Annotated in this window: 15 protein-coding genes and 1 pseudogene; 7 read left to right on the top strand and 9 right to left on the bottom strand. The window is 66.2% G+C overall.

What is annotated here, in order from left to right; genetic code table 11:
• Positions 1–10 precede the first annotated feature (10 nt).
• From FJ940_RS02580 to hrcA, 6 genes are all read right to left on the bottom strand, one after another.
• Positions 11–637, bottom strand: a complete 627-nt coding sequence (locus tag FJ940_RS02580; protein ID WP_140514133.1) for a glutathione S-transferase family protein — start codon at positions 635–637, stop codon at positions 11–13.
• Positions 638–829: 192 nt separating this feature from the next.
• On the bottom strand, positions 830–1,810 hold the full coding sequence (gene cysK / locus FJ940_RS02575; protein ID WP_140514132.1) for a cysteine synthase A: 981 nt from the start codon (positions 1,808–1,810) through the stop codon (positions 830–832).
• A 192-nt stretch (positions 1,811–2,002) separates the two neighbouring features.
• Positions 2,003–2,620: a LysE family translocator gene (locus FJ940_RS02570; protein ID WP_140514131.1), complete on the bottom strand. Its 618-nt coding sequence runs from the start codon at positions 2,618–2,620 to the stop codon at positions 2,003–2,005.
• Positions 2,621–2,748: 128 nt separating this feature from the next.
• Positions 2,749–4,119: a sorbosone dehydrogenase family protein gene (locus tag FJ940_RS02565; protein WP_140655119.1), complete on the bottom strand. Its 1,371-nt coding sequence runs from the start codon at positions 4,117–4,119 to the stop codon at positions 2,749–2,751.
• Positions 4,120–4,243: 124 nt separating this feature from the next.
• Entirely contained in the window at positions 4,244–4,444 is a 201-nt protein-coding gene (locus FJ940_RS02560) for a hypothetical protein (RefSeq protein ID WP_140491810.1), read from the bottom strand.
• A gap of 37 nt (positions 4,445–4,481) precedes the next feature.
• Positions 4,482–5,594, bottom strand: a complete 1,113-nt coding sequence (gene hrcA / locus FJ940_RS02555) for a heat-inducible transcriptional repressor HrcA (RefSeq protein WP_140524421.1) — start codon at positions 5,592–5,594, stop codon at positions 4,482–4,484.
• A gap of 185 nt (positions 5,595–5,779) precedes the next feature.
• Here hrcA and rph point away from each other — a divergent pair, with 185 nt between their 5' ends.
• From rph to FJ940_RS02525, 5 genes and pseudogenes are all read left to right on the top strand, one after another.
• Positions 5,780–6,496: a ribonuclease PH gene (gene rph, locus FJ940_RS02550; protein WP_140491814.1), complete on the top strand. Its 717-nt coding sequence runs from the start codon at positions 5,780–5,782 to the stop codon at positions 6,494–6,496.
• Between the two features lie 183 nt (positions 6,497–6,679).
• Positions 6,680–7,089: pseudogene (locus FJ940_RS02540) on the top strand (VOC family protein).
• Positions 7,089–7,751 (top strand): RdgB/HAM1 family non-canonical purine NTP pyrophosphatase, encoded by a 663-nt coding sequence (rdgB, locus tag FJ940_RS02535; protein ID WP_140491821.1) that lies wholly within the window; start codon positions 7,089–7,091, stop codon positions 7,749–7,751. The pseudogene FJ940_RS02540 and the gene rdgB overlap by 1 nt, the downstream one beginning before the upstream one ends.
• Entirely contained in the window at positions 7,748–8,926 is a 1,179-nt protein-coding gene (hemW, locus tag FJ940_RS02530; RefSeq protein WP_140655116.1) for a radical SAM family heme chaperone HemW, read from the top strand. The genes rdgB and hemW overlap by 4 nt, the downstream gene beginning before the upstream one ends.
• Positions 8,927–9,024: 98 nt before the next feature.
• Positions 9,025–9,459 (top strand): EamA family transporter, encoded by a 435-nt coding sequence (locus FJ940_RS02525; RefSeq protein ID WP_140491827.1) that lies wholly within the window; start codon positions 9,025–9,027, stop codon positions 9,457–9,459.
• A gap of 73 nt (positions 9,460–9,532) precedes the next feature.
• Here the strand turns inward: FJ940_RS02525 and FJ940_RS02520 are convergent, their stop codons facing one another.
• Entirely contained in the window at positions 9,533–9,712 is a 180-nt protein-coding gene (locus tag FJ940_RS02520; protein ID WP_140491829.1) for a hypothetical protein, read from the bottom strand.
• A 199-nt stretch (positions 9,713–9,911) separates the two neighbouring features.
• On the opposite strand from FJ940_RS02520, the gene rsmI reads away from it, so the two are divergent.
• On the top strand, positions 9,912–10,823 hold the full coding sequence (gene rsmI / locus FJ940_RS02515) for a 16S rRNA (cytidine(1402)-2'-O)-methyltransferase (protein WP_181169557.1): 912 nt from the start codon (positions 9,912–9,914) through the stop codon (positions 10,821–10,823).
• Positions 10,816–11,193, top strand: coding sequence for a YraN family protein (locus tag FJ940_RS02510; RefSeq protein WP_181171733.1), 378 nt, complete (start codon positions 10,816–10,818; stop codon positions 11,191–11,193). The genes rsmI and FJ940_RS02510 overlap by 8 nt, the downstream gene beginning before the upstream one ends.
• A gap of 18 nt (positions 11,194–11,211) precedes the next feature.
• Here the strand turns inward: FJ940_RS02510 and FJ940_RS02505 are convergent, their stop codons facing one another.
• Together FJ940_RS02505 and FJ940_RS02500 are read right to left on the bottom strand one after the other, a co-directional pair.
• Entirely contained in the window at positions 11,212–12,177 is a 966-nt protein-coding gene (locus FJ940_RS02505; RefSeq protein WP_140655110.1) for an alpha/beta hydrolase, read from the bottom strand.
• Between the two features lie 34 nt (positions 12,178–12,211).
• Entirely contained in the window at positions 12,212–12,892 is a 681-nt protein-coding gene (locus tag FJ940_RS02500; RefSeq protein ID WP_140491835.1) for an isochorismatase family protein, read from the bottom strand.
• Positions 12,893–12,999 lie beyond the last annotated feature (107 nt).

Below are 12,999 nucleotides of genomic sequence, written 5' to 3'. Positions count from 1 at the left end.
GATGAATTGTTCAGCCCGGCCACATTTCGTGCGATGCGTTGAGCGTCTTCATCAGCGGGTGCTCGCGAAGCCTGGCCCACAGGCGTTCGATGTCGGGCCAGGCAGTGCGTGCCTTGCCGCTGTCGGGATGCCAGGCCACCAGCATGGCCAAATAGATATCGGCCACCGACATCGCCTCGCCTGCCAGCCAGTCGCGGCCGCGCAAGGCGGCATCGACGACGGCAAAGCCGCGGTCCATCTCGGCCACGGCCGCCTGCTTGACGGCCTTGGCGCCGTCGGCGTCGGCCGTGTAGCGCGGCGCGTAGTAGAAACGCAGCACCGCCGGATAGAGGGCGGACGACATGAACGCCATCCAGCGCAGGAAGTCGGCGCGGGCCGGTTCATCGGCCGCCGGCGCCAGCCCGGCCCGCGGATGGCGTTCGGCGAGCAGGATGCAGATGGCCGCCGATTCGGTCAGCGAGCGGCCGTCCGGCAAGGTCAGCACCGGCACCTGGTTCAGCGGGCTGATGTGGAGGAAAGCGGGATCGGGCCGATCGGATTTCGGTACGTCGATCTGCTCGAACGGCGCCTTGGCCAGCGCCAGGGCCGCCTCGACAACGAAGCCGCCGCTGCCGGGACGGGTGTAGAGCTTGTACATGAGGTCCTCCGCCGGCCCTGCGGGGGCCGGGGGCGATATGAACCGGAAGCAGGGCGCTGCTCAAGCCCGTGGCATCCGCCACGGCGGGTTTTTTCAGCGGGCCAGGCTAAGCACCTTTGTGTTAGGCGCTCGGCAGGGGGCGTGTCGAAACTTGACAGGCGACGCGTCGTATCGCTTCGCCCAACGAAGACCCTAAGCGCCCAGCCCTTCGAACAGGATCGTCGACAAATAGCGCTCGGCGAAGGACGGGATGATCACCACCAGGTTCTTGCCCTTGTTCTCCGGCCGCGAGCCGACGACGATCGCCGCCTGCAAAGCGGCGCCCGAGGAGATGCCGACCGGCACGCCTTCCAGCCGGGCGACGAGGCGGGCATTGGCGACCGAATCCTCGTTCGAGACCGTGACGATTTCGTCATAGATGGTGGTGTCGAGGATTTTTGGCGCGAAGCCGGCGCCGATGCCCTGGATCTTGTGCGGGCCAGGCTGGCCGCCCGACAGCACCGGCGAGGTTTCCGGTTCGACCGCGACGACATGCAGCGAAGGCTTGCGCTTCTTCAGCACCTGGCCGACGCCGGTGATGGTGCCGCCGGTGCCGATGCCGGAGACGATGATGTCGACCTCGCCATGGGTGTCGTTCCAGATCTCCTCGGCAGTCGTCGTGCGATGGATCTCGGGATTGGCCGGGTTCTCGAACTGCTGCGGGATGATGGCGTTGGGGATGGTGGCCGCCAGTTCGTCGGCCTTGGCGATGGCGCCCTTCATGCCTTTCGGCCCTTCGGTCAGCACCAGTTCGGCGCCGAGCAGCGCCAGCATCTTGCGGCGCTCGACCGACATGGTCTCGGGCATGGTGAGGATCAGCTTGTAGCCCTTGGCGGCGGCAGCGAAGGCAAGCGCTATGCCGGTATTGCCCGAAGTCGGCTCGATCAGCGTCGTCTTGCCGGGAGCGATCTTGCCCGATGCCTCGAGCGCCTCGATCATCGCCACGCCGATACGGTCCTTGACCGAGGCGATCGGGTTGAAGAATTCGAGCTTGGCAAGGAGATGGGCAACGATGCCCTTCTCCTTGGCGAATTTGTCGAGCCGCACCAGTGGCGTGTCGCCGATCGTATCGGTGATGGAATTGTAGATGCGGCCACGGCCGGGAACACGAGCGGAGGCGGCGAACTTGTTCATTGGTTTGGCTCCCAGAATGTCAGGCGGATGGAACTGATCTCAGACGGATGGCCGCCAAGATAGGCCTTCCACGGACGCAAGATAGACCGTCGCCCGAAAATATCCGAGTGGGGCCCGTGTCTAAAACGCCTCGGCCTCGGAAAAGCGTTCCCGCAAAAGCCAGTCCGGCGGAATGCCTTGGCAAAAATGGCCCTATTGGCGGGCGGCGATCGCCGCCGCCGCGCCGACCATGAAACCGGCCGCGGTGCGGTTCAGCGCCTTCAGGGCGCGCGGCGAGCGCAGGAACCAGCGCGCCTTGGCCGCCAGCGCCAGATAAGGCACCAGCACCACGAACAGGACGAGGACGGTGAGTGCGGCGAGGATGCCGTAGTCGGCCAGCGTGATGGTCTTGAGGTCGACGATGGTCGGCGTGATGGCGAGATAGAAGATCATCGTCTTCGGATTGCCGAGCGTCACCGTCAGGCCGGCGAGGAAGCTCGACGCTAGCCCGCCCTTGCCTTTCCTGGCCTCGACCGTCTCGGGCGTGATGCCGGCGGTCCAGAAGCGCCAGCCGAGGAAGGCGAGATAGGCGACGCCGGCCCATTTGACGGCGAGGAACACCAGGCCGAAGGTCTGCGCGACAAAGGCAAGCCCAAGCACCACGGCGGTGAGATAAAGGAGGTCGCCGAGCATCAGGCCGAAGGACATGGCCAGCGACGAGCGGAAGCCGGAACCGAGCGCGCGCGCCACAAGCGCGGTGATGCCGGGGCCGGGAATGGCCGCGGCCAAGCCGAGGGCGGCGCTGTAGGCGAGAAAGCCGGTGAGGGTCATGGATTGAGCCTTGCGTCCGCGAAACTGCTGGGACGGCGCCTTGTCGCACAGAGTTTCGCGGGCGGGAATTGCCTGGAGCCGGATTTGGTTGCACCAGGCATGCCCCGTGCTCGAGGCCTCCCAGCGGATCAGGACCGGCCGTCGCCGTAGGTCACGCGCCAGATGGTGCCGTTGCCGTCCTCGGTGACGATCAGCGCGCCGTCGCTCGCCACCGCCACGCCGACCGTCCGGCCCCAGACCTCGCCGCCGGAGGTGACGAAGCCGGTCATGAAATCCTCATATTCGCCGGTCGGCTTGCCGTCCTTGAACTTGAGCCGCACCACCTTGTAGCCGGTCCTGTTGCCGCGATTCCACGAACCGTGCAGGGCGACGAAGGCGTCGCCCCTGTATTCGGCCGGAAAACCGGATCCTGCGCGGACATTCCTGCCGTCGTAGAAGGCGATGTTGAGCGGCGCCGAATGCGCCTGCATCAGAATGTCGGGGACGGTGACCTTGCCGGCAAGGTCGGGACGCGCGCCCTTGTGGCGCGGATCCTCATTGTCGCCGATATAGTACCAGGGCCAGCCGTAGAAGGCGCCTTCCTTCACTTCGGTCGCATATTCGAACGGCACGTTGTCGCCGAGCGCGTCGCGCTCGTTGACCACGCACCACAGCGCGCCCGCCGCCGGCTGGACGGCCATGCCCGAACAATTGCGCAGGCCGGTGGCAACGATGCGGCCATTCCTACCGTCCGGGTCGAAAGCCCTGATGTCGGCGCGGCCTTCCTCCGCGCCCCAGGTGGCGCCGAGCGGCTTCGACCTGGCCCAGGCGTCGAGCCCGCCCCGCGGTTTCCTTGCCATGTCCTGGGCGGCGTTCGAGCCGGAGCCGACCGAGAGATACAGCGTCTTCCCGTCCGGCGAGAAGGCGATGTCGCGGGTCCAGTGATGAGTGGCCGGAATATCGCGGACGATGGTTTCCGGCTCGCCGGAGGCCTTCAGGTCGCCATCGCGGTAGGGAAAGCGCACGATGCTGTCGCTGTTGGCGACATAGACCCATTGCGGGTTGTCCCCTGGCGGGTAGAAGGCGATGCCGTAGGGCTGGTTGAGATTGCGGGCGAAGATGCCGTCCCTGACAGGTTTCGCGCTGCCCTCGCCGAGACGGTAGACGCGGATCTGGTTGGCCTCGCTGTCGGCGACGAACAGGTCGCCGTTGGGGGCGATGCGCACGACGCGCGGATTATCGATGCCCGAAGCGATCAGTTCCGCCGAAAAGCCCGCCGACAGCCGCGGCTCGGCGCCTTGCGGCCTTTGCACCGGACCGGCGCTGTTCGAGGCGGATCTGGTGACATAGGGCCTGGGCTGGTCCTGCGGGCTGATCAGCCGGCGCACGCCCGGCTCGTCGGCCCGCCAGTCACCGAATGCGGCCGCGCCCTTCAGAACCGGCTCTGCCTGCTGGGCCAATGCCGTCGCGGCGAAAAGCAAGGCAGCAGCGATTACCACGGCGCCGGCAAGTCGGATCATCCCAGTCTCCAGCTTCTCGCTTCTTCATGCATGTCGTTGTCCCAAGACCGAAGTCACATGCATCAAGGGAACGGGCGGGCTCGGCAGTCGTTCCGGACGACACGGGGAGTTGAAGGAATTCGGGTCAGCTATCCGCGTCGAGATCGAGATCGGCGTCGAGGTTCTTTTCCAGTTCGACGAGATCGGCCGGCAGCGGCATGCCCATGGCGCGGATTTCGCGCAGCTTCTCGCGCAATTGCTCCTGCACTTCGCGCACATCCTCAGGCTGGTTGACCATCTCCTCCAGCAGCAGGCTGATCTGGGCCTTGAACGATTCCAGCGCCATCTTTTCTCTCCTCGGCCGTCTGGATCGATCCCAGCTCTCAGCGCAGCATGCGCGATATCAGCTGCGCCGTATAGTCGACCATCGGGACAATGCGGGCATAGTTGAGCCGGGTCGGGCCGATGACGCCGAGCGCGCCGACGACGCGGGCGTCCTTGTCGCGGTAGGGTGCCACGACCAGCGACGAGCCGGAGAGCGAGAAAAGCTTATTTTCCGAGCCGATGAAGATGCGCACGCCCGGTCCCGCCTCGGCGAGGTCGAGCAGCTGGATCAGCCCGTCCTGAGTCTCCATGTCCTCGAACAGGTGGCGCAGGAGTTCGATGTCGGCCTGGGCGGTGACGTTTTCGAGCAGATTGGCGCGGCCGCGCACGATCAGGCGCGCCGGCAGGCCGCTTTCCGCGCCGGCCCACACCGCCAGCCCTTTCTCCACCAGGTCCTGCGACAGCGTGTCGAGCGCTGCCCTTGTCTCTTCCTTGATACGCTCGACCTCCGCCCGCGCCTCGGCCAGCGTACGGCCGCGAATATGGGCGTTGAGGAAATTCGAGGCCTCGTGCAATTGCGAGACGGTGATGCCGGCCGGCAGATCGATGACCCGGTTCTCGACGTCGCCGTTCTGCGACACCATCACGGTCAGCGCCTTGGTCGGTTCGAGCTGGATGAACTCGATGTGCTTGAGCGCCACCTCGTTCTTGGCGGCCAGCACCAGGCCGGCGCCGCGCGACATGCCCGACAGCATCTGGCTGGCCTCGGTCAGCATGTGTTCCAGCGTGGCGCCCGAGCCGGAGGCTCGCACCTGCGCCTCGATGCTGCGCCGCTCCTCGTCGGAGAGGTCGCCCAGTTCCATGAAGGCGTCGACGAAGAAGCGCAGACCGGCCTGCGTCGGCAGGCGACCGGCCGAGATGTGCGGCGCGTAGATCAGGCCGAGATGTTCGAGATCGCTCATCACGTTGCGGATGGTGGCGGGCGACAGCGAGGACGGCAGGATGCGCGAGAGGCTGCGCGATCCCACGGGCTCGCCGTCCCTCAGATAGGAATCGACGATACGCCGGAAGATGTCGCGCGAACGCATGTCGAGCGCCTGAAGTGCGGGCGCCTGAAGTGCCGGCGTGTGAAGAGCGAGCGACTGCGAAGCGGGATCGACTGCCTTGGTCATTGCGGCCATAACCTCCGGTTCAAGGATATAGACTTCGCGGCGCTGCGCGCAACCCGGTGTCGTGTTGCGCGATCGCCCCGGTGTCGCCGCGTTTGCGGCCGCCGGTCCATTTTCCTTTACGCCGTGCCCCGCATGCGTCTAAAAGCCGGCCAAGATTCAAAAAAGCTGACAAGAAAGCAGGCCGAATGCGCCCCTCCAAACGCCAGTTCGACGAAATGCGCGCCATCTCCTTCGAGCGCGGCGTCTCCAAACATGCCGAAGGCTCGTGCCTGGTGAAGTTCGGCGACACGCATGTCTTGTGCACGGCAAGCCTGGAGGAAAAGGTGCCGGGCTGGATGCGCAATTCCGGGAAAGGCTGGGTGACGGCCGAATACGGCATGCTGCCGCGCTCGACAGGCGAGCGCATGCGCCGCGAGGCCTCCGCCGGCAAGCAGGGCGGGCGCACGCTGGAGATCCAGCGGCTGATCGGCCGCTCGCTGCGCGCCGTGGTCGACCTGCAGGCGCTGGGCGAGCAGCAGATCACCGTCGACTGCGACGTCATCCAGGCCGATGGCGGCACCCGCACCGCCTCCATCACCGGCGGCTGGGTGGCGCTCTACGATTGCCTGCGCTGGATGGAAGCGCGGCAGATGGTGAGCGTCGCCAAGGTGCTGAAGGACCATGTCGCGGCGATTTCCTGCGGCATCCATGACGGCCAGCCGGTCATCGACCTCGACTATCTCGAGGATTCCTCCGCCGGCACCGACGCCAATTTCGTCATGACCGGCAAGGGCGGCATCGTCGAGATCCAGGGCACGGCCGAGGGCGAGCCCTTTTCGGAAGGGCAGTTCGCCGAGCTGATGGGCCTGGCCAAGAAAGGCATCCAGAGGCTGGTGAGTTTGCAGCAGATGGCGGTGGCGTAGTTTATTCATGCGGAGCCTGGGCACCCCCCTCTGCCCTGCCGGGCATCTCCCCCGCAAGGGGGGAGATCGGCTGTTGTCTAGAGCTTCGCCAATAATCAGAATAGAATACCATGAGCCGGCGCTCACGCTGCCAATCTCCCCCCTTGCGGGGGAGATGGCCGGCAGGCCAGAGGGGGGTGCCTCGTGATCCCCTCTGCCATTCTTGAATCCGCTCTTTACGTCACCGACCTCGCCGCTGCCGAAGCCTTCTACACCGACACCTCGGCCTCACTCCTCTCGGCAAGGTCGAGGGCCGCCATCTCTTCTTCCGTTGCGGAGCCGGCGTGCTGCTGATCTTCAACGCGGAGGCGACCAAGGTCCCGCCCGCGCCCGACGCGAGGCTGAAAGTGCCGCCACACGGCACATCGGGCGAAGGCCATCTCTGCTTTGCGGCGACCGCCGATGAAATCAGCCGCTGGAAATCCCATCTGAAGGCGAAGAACATCGCTGTCGAAAGCGAATTCGAATGGCCGCAAGGCGGCCGCTCGCTTTATATCCGCGATCCCTCCGGCAATTCGATCGAATTCGCCGAGCCGAGAATCTGGGGACTTTGATGCATTCTCTCGACGGAAAAAAGATCGTCGTCGCCAGCCACAATGAAGGCAAGCTGCGCGAATTCGCCGATCTGATGGCGCCATTCGGATTCGAGGCGAAATCGGCGAAGGACTATGGCTTGCCCGAACCCGAGGAGACCGGCACAACCTTCGAGGAGAACGCCTATATCAAGGCCTTCGCCGCGGCCAAGGCGACGGGCCTGCCGGCGCTGTCGGACGATTCGGGCCTGTGCGTTGACGCGCTCGACGGCGCGCCCGGCGTCTACACCGCCAACTGGGCCGAAACGCCTGATGGCAGCAGGGATTTCGGCATCGCCATGCAGCGCACCGAAGTGGCGCTGCAGGAAGTCGGCGCCGCCACGCCCGCGCAGCGCACGGGACGCTTCGTCGCCGTCATCTGCCTCGCCTTTCCCGATGGCGAGGCCGAATATTACCGCGGCGAGGCCGAAGGCACGCTGGTCTGGCCGCCGCGCGGCGAGCTCGGATTCGGCTACGACCCGGTGTTCCTGCCCGACGGCTTCGAAAAGACCTTCGGCGAGATGAGTGCCGAGGAAAAACACGGCTGGAAACCCGGCCAGGCTACGGCGCTGTCGCACCGCGCCCGCGCCTTCCAGAAATTCGCCCAAGCCCGATTGGGTCTGGCCCGGTTAGGCTCGGCATGATCAGGCCCGGCGCCACCATGCCGCTCGACCGCAGCCCCGGTTTCGGCGTCTATGTGCATTGGCCGTTCTGCGCGGCCAAATGCCCCTATTGCGACTTCAACAGCCATGTCCGCCACCAGCCGGTCGACCAGGAGCGCTTTGCCGCCGCCTTCGAGGCGGAACTGGCGACGATGCGCCAGCGCACCGGCCCACGCGAGGTGACCAGCATCTTTCTCGGCGGCGGCACGCCGTCGTTGATGAAGCCGGAAACGGTGGCCAGGGTCCTGGACGCCGTGGCGAAGAACTGGACGGTGCCCGACGGCATCGAGGTGACGCTGGAGGCCAATCCCTCCTCGGTCGAAGCCGAACGCTTTCGCGGCTATCGCGCTGCGGGCGTCAACCGGGTCTCGCTCGGCGTGCAGGCGCTGAACGACAAGGATTTGCGCTTCCTTGGCCGGCTGCACAATGTGGACGAGGCGCTGCACGCGATCGGGCTCGCGCGGGAGATATTCCCAAGGCTCTCCTTCGACCTGATCTACGCACGGCCAAGCCAGACGCCGGAGGCCTGGGCATCGGAGCTCGAACAGGCGATCGGCCACGCCGCCGACCATCTGTCGCTCTATCAGCTGACCATCGAGGAAGGCACGCCGTTCCACGCGCTGCACGCGGCGAAGAAATTCATCATCCCCGACAACGACCACGCCGCCGACCTTTATGCGCTGACGCAAGAGGTGACATCAGCCCATGGTTTGCCGGCATATGAGATCTCAAACCACGCCCGGCCGGGTGCCGAAAGCCGGCACAATCTGACCTACTGGCGCTATGGCGAATATGTCGGCGTCGGCCCTGGCGCGCATGGCCGCTTCGTCGAGAACGGCCACCGCGTCGTGACCATCGCGGAGAGGATGCCGGAAACCTGGGCCAATCTGGTCGAGGCCAAGGGCCATGGCGTCACCGGCGGCGAGACCCTGACGCGCTCCGAAGAGGCTGACGAGTTCCTGCTGATGGGACTGAGGCTGGCGGAAGGCATCGACCTGTCGCGTTACGAAGCGTTTTCCGGGCGCGGCCTGTCGAGCGCGCGGCTGTCGGTGCTGCAAGGCGAAGGGCTGGTGGCGCCGATCGGCAACGCCCGCCTGCGCGCCACGCCCGCCGGCATGATCGTGCTCGACGCCGTGGTGGCCGATCTGGCACGGTAGGCTGGGATGCTGCTCCCAATCTCGAAGCCAAGATTACGCTTCTGGAGGCGGCTGTTTCGCGGTATCTGAGTTGAGACCCGACCGGTGAGGCTATCCGAATGAACCTGCCGCTCTCCTGGCAATTCTGGGCGCTGTTGTCGGCGACTTTCGCGGCGCTGACGGCGATCTTCGCCAAGGTCGGCATCGAGACCATCAATTCCGATTTCGCCACCCTCATCCGGACAGCCATCATCCTGGTCGTGCTTGCGGCGATCCTCGCCGCCAGCGGCCAATTCCAATCGTGGGCCTCGATCTCCGGGAAGACCTGGCTTTTCCTTAGCCTGTCGGGACTGGCGACCGGAGCCTCGTGGCTCTGCTATTTCCGCGCGCTGAAAATCGGCAATGCGGCGCAGGTGGCGCCCATCGACAAGCTAAGCGTCGTGCTTGTGGCGGTGTTTGGCGCGGTCTTTCTCGGCGAGCGGCTCACCGGTGCGAACTGGCTTGGCGTCGCCCTTATCGCGGCGGGCGCGGTGCTGGTCGCTTATCGAGGGTAGTGCTGCGCCGTGGCGGGCGTTCTTGGTTTCGAGACGGGTGATGAAAATATCGAAGCGATTGGGCATCGTCCGGTCAGTGCTCCGTCGTGCTGTCGGGTTCGTTATCGGGTAGCTTGATCTCTGGTGGCGGGCGGCGCGCGGGCCCCTGCTTGCCGTCCGTGGTGGCGGGCGGCTTCCCGTCTCCTTGCGCGGCAAAGCGCTTGCGGCCTGCATAGTAAGGCTCGAAAGCGTCCTGTATGGTCAGTCTGTCCATCCTGTCCTCCCGGGGGAATCAGGGGCTAAATCTGCGAAAGACGGTTTCGTTCCCTACTGTGGCGAAGGAATGGCGCTCGCCTTGCATTACAGCGGCTTTTGCAACCCGGCGCGGGCCGTGCCAAACAGGGCGGATAATTTCGGAACGTCCTTCGCGGCTCCATCTGGACGCGGGCGCGCCGCTGACGGAGAAGGCACCGGTGACTGGCGAGACGGGAAAGCGCAGCTATGTGATCGGGCAGACCGAGATCGCGGCCCGGCCGCTCGAACCGGCGCTCTATCTCGTGGCGACGCCGATCGGCAATCTCGCCGACATCACGTTGCGCGCGCTTGAGACGCTGGCCGCCGCCGACATGGTCGCCTGCGAGGACACGCGCGTGTCGCGCGTGCTGCTCGACCGCTACGGCATCCGCCGCCGCACCACGGCCTATCACGAGCACAATGCCGGCGAGGCCGGGCCAAAATTGATAGCGGCGCTCCAGTCGGGGCAGAGCGTGGCGCTGATCTCGGATGCCGGCACGCCGCTGGTTTCCGATCCCGGCTACCGGCTGGTCGGCGAGGCGCTCGACCAGGGCATTCGCGTCGTGCCCATCCCCGGTCCGTCCGCGCCGCTTGCCGCGCTCACCGCATCCGGCTTGCCTTCGGATGCCTTCCTGTTCTCCGGCTTCCTGCCGGTCAAGGCGGGGCAGCGGCTGGCGCGGCTGGACGCGCTTAAAGCGGTGCCGGCGACGCTGATCTTCTTCGAATCGCCGCGCCGGCTGGCCGAGTCTCTCGGCGCGATGGCCGAAGCGCTTGGCGGCGAGCGCAAGGCAGCGATCGGCAGGGAATTGACCAAGACCTTCGAGGAGATGCGCACCGGCACGCTGCGAGCGCTGGCCGACCACTATGCGGCGGCCGACACGCCGAAGGGCGAGATCGTGGTGTGCGTCGGCCCGGCCGAAACCAGAGCGGACGAGCCGGCCGATATCGACCGGATGCTGTTGTCGCTCGCCGCCGAAATGCCGGCTTCGAAGGCGGCGGCGGAAGCGGCGAAGATGACCGGGGGCCAGAAGCAGGCGCTTTACCGACGGCTGCTGGAACTCAGGGATGCCTCTGGAGAGGACCGTGGCTAGGCTCCCGAGCGCCAGCCGTCAAAAGGCCTACCGGCGCGGCCATCGCGGCGAATGGCTGGCAGCGGCGGCGCTGGTGCTGAAGGGCTACCGGATCCTGGCGCGCCGCCATCGCACCCGTTTCGGCGAGATCGACCTGATCGCAAGGCGCGGCGACCTGGTGCTGTTCGTCGAGGTCAAGGCCCGCCGCACGCTGATGGAGGCAATGGAGGCGATCGCCCATGAATCGGAGCGCCGCATCGAAGGCGCCGCCGACATCTGGCTGTCGCGCCAGCCGGATTACGGCAGGCTGTCGATACGGTTCGACATGATCGCCGTGCTGCCATGGCGCTGGCCGGTGCATGTCCCGAACGCGTTTTACGGGCGCAATTGAGGGCTGCGTCGCTCGGGTTCAGTGTTCGACGGGCCATTCGCCCGCGCCAAGTGCCGCGATCGCCGCGATCGCCGCGATTATGCGCCGGAACGCCTCGGCGGCAGCCGGCACGGTGGTGCGGGCGCGCAGGAAACTGTGCACGAGGCGCTTCTCCTCGTGCCAGCTCGCTTTGCCGCCGGCGGCCAGGATGCGGTCGCGATAGGCCTCGCCGTCCGACGACAGCGGGTCGCATTCGGCGGTAACGACAATGGTGGGCGGCAGGCCGGAGAAGTCGGCGGCGCGCAGCGGCGAGAAGGTCGGATCGTCCGGCGCCTGTCTCTTGGCCGAGCGGACGTGGCGGTAGAAAGCGACGTCGCCGGTCGACAGAAGCGGCGCCTCGGCATGCTCGATGTAGGAGCGGGCAGTCTCGTCGCCGCCGAGGCCGGGATAGATCAGCACCTGGCCGGTCGGCCTCTTCGCGCGAGCGCGCGTCGCGTGACTGACCGCCGCCGCCAGATTGCCGCCGGCGCTCTCGCCGGACAGCAGCAGTGGCCCGTTCGCTCTAGCCGCCGCCCATTCGAAGGCGGCCAGAGCGTCGTCGAAGGCGGCGGGGTGGAGATGTTCGGGCGCCAGCCGATAGTCGACCGAGAGCACGGCAAAGCCGGTGCCGGCGCAGATCTCGGCGCAGATGTCGTCATGGCTGTCGAGCCCGCCCAGGATGAAGCCGCCGCCATGGTAATAAAGCACCGTGGCCCGCGCGGCCGTGCCTGCCATCCCGTAGTGCCGCACCGCGATGTTCCGGCCGGGGGCGGCGATGAGGTCGTCGCTCGCCGTCACCCCCGGCGGATAGGGCTGGCGAAGCGCCCGGCACATCCTGTCATAGATCGCACGCTGCTTGGCGATCGGCAGGTCGATCGTCTCGGGCGGATACCAGGCGTTGATGCCGTCTATATAGGCCCACAGCGCAGGGTCGAGCCGCGTCGCGTATTTGCTGCGACCGGTCATTTCAGTGCTGCCCACGGTTTCGGAAGGCATTGCCTCAAAGCTCGCTGTAAAGCCTGGCCGCGTTTTCAAAGCTGAAGCGCAGCGGCACCGAGCCCTCGACCTGCCAGACGGCGACGCTCTCGCCAGCCAGCAGCAGGCAGGCGCCGTCGGTGTCGGTGACGGCGCCGCCATAGAGCCGGTTGGCGAGGTTTAGGATTGCGGTCTGGTGCATGGCGGCACTGCCGCTGCCGCAGGCGTCCTTGACCAGCAGCACGCGAAAGCCGCGCGCCACGGCGTCCTTCACGGTGGCATCGATGCAGGCCTCGGTCCACACGCCAGATATGACCAGCCATTCGACGCCGGAAGCCTTGAGCCGATCGGCGGCCGGTCCCGCGCGGAAGGCGCTGGCCTCGGCCTTGATCAGCAGCGCCTCGCCATCAGCAGGCGCCACCTCACGGCAGATCTCGGTCAGCGGATCGCTCTTGTCGGAGAAGGCCGACTTGCCGTCGGTTCCAACAGGGTGAAAGGGCCGCTCCTGCTTGTCGAGATCGACAATGTAGGCCCAGTGATAGAGCGGCACATTGTTCTGCCGCGCCGCCGCCTGCAGCCGCTGGACGTTGGCGAGAATCTTGTCAAAACCCTCGACCAGGTAGCGCGGGTCCTGCCGGTGCTCTTCCTGCAGGTCGATGAAGACAGCGGCCACGGTGCCGCGCTTGACGGAGATAGGGCTTTTCATGCGGATGCGCCTGGCCCCCAAGATACTTCCAAACGCTGGAGGGACAGAGGGGGGCGCCAAGGAATGAGGCGCTCGTTCTTCAGCTGCGGTACGTCAACTAAACCGGC

Origin of the sequence: Mesorhizobium sp. B2-3-7 (assembly GCF_006442695.1) — a bacterium.
Taxonomy (GTDB): Bacteria; Pseudomonadota; Alphaproteobacteria; order Rhizobiales; family Rhizobiaceae; genus Mesorhizobium.
This window is presented reverse-complemented; position numbering and strand designations above follow the sequence as displayed.

Excerpts from the sequence above, each read along its gene's own strand:
- FJ940_RS02565 (WP_140655119.1), bottom strand. The coding sequence starts at position 4,119 with ATGATCCGACTTGCCGGCGCCGTGGTAATCGCTGCTGCCTTGCTTTTC.
- FJ940_RS02525 (WP_140491827.1), top strand. The coding sequence starts at position 9,025 with ATGAACCTGCCGCTCTCCTGGCAATTCTGGGCGCTGTTGTCGGCGACT.
- FJ940_RS02520 (WP_140491829.1), bottom strand. The coding sequence starts at position 9,712 with ATGGACAGACTGACCATACAGGACGCTTTCGAGCCTTACTATGCAGGC.
- FJ940_RS02570 (WP_140514131.1), bottom strand. The coding sequence starts at position 2,620 with ATGACCCTCACCGGCTTTCTCGCCTACAGCGCCGCCCTCGGCTTGGCC.
- FJ940_RS02580 (WP_140514133.1), bottom strand. The coding sequence starts at position 637 with ATGTACAAGCTCTACACCCGTCCCGGCAGCGGCGGCTTCGTTGTCGAG.
- hemW (WP_140655116.1), top strand. The coding sequence starts at position 7,748 with ATGATCAGGCCCGGCGCCACCATGCCGCTCGACCGCAGCCCCGGTTTC.
- rdgB (WP_140491821.1), top strand. The coding sequence starts at position 7,089 with ATGCATTCTCTCGACGGAAAAAAGATCGTCGTCGCCAGCCACAATGAA.
- cysK (WP_140514132.1), bottom strand. The coding sequence starts at position 1,810 with ATGAACAAGTTCGCCGCCTCCGCTCGTGTTCCCGGCCGTGGCCGCATC.
- FJ940_RS02560 (WP_140491810.1), bottom strand. The coding sequence starts at position 4,444 with ATGGCGCTGGAATCGTTCAAGGCCCAGATCAGCCTGCTGCTGGAGGAG.
- FJ940_RS02505 (WP_140655110.1), bottom strand. The coding sequence starts at position 12,177 with ATGACCGGTCGCAGCAAATACGCGACGCGGCTCGACCCTGCGCTGTGG.
- rph (WP_140491814.1), top strand. The coding sequence starts at position 5,780 with ATGCGCCCCTCCAAACGCCAGTTCGACGAAATGCGCGCCATCTCCTTC.
- hrcA (WP_140524421.1), bottom strand. The coding sequence starts at position 5,594 with ATGACCAAGGCAGTCGATCCCGCTTCGCAGTCGCTCGCTCTTCACACG.
- FJ940_RS02500 (WP_140491835.1), bottom strand. The coding sequence starts at position 12,892 with ATGAAAAGCCCTATCTCCGTCAAGCGCGGCACCGTGGCCGCTGTCTTC.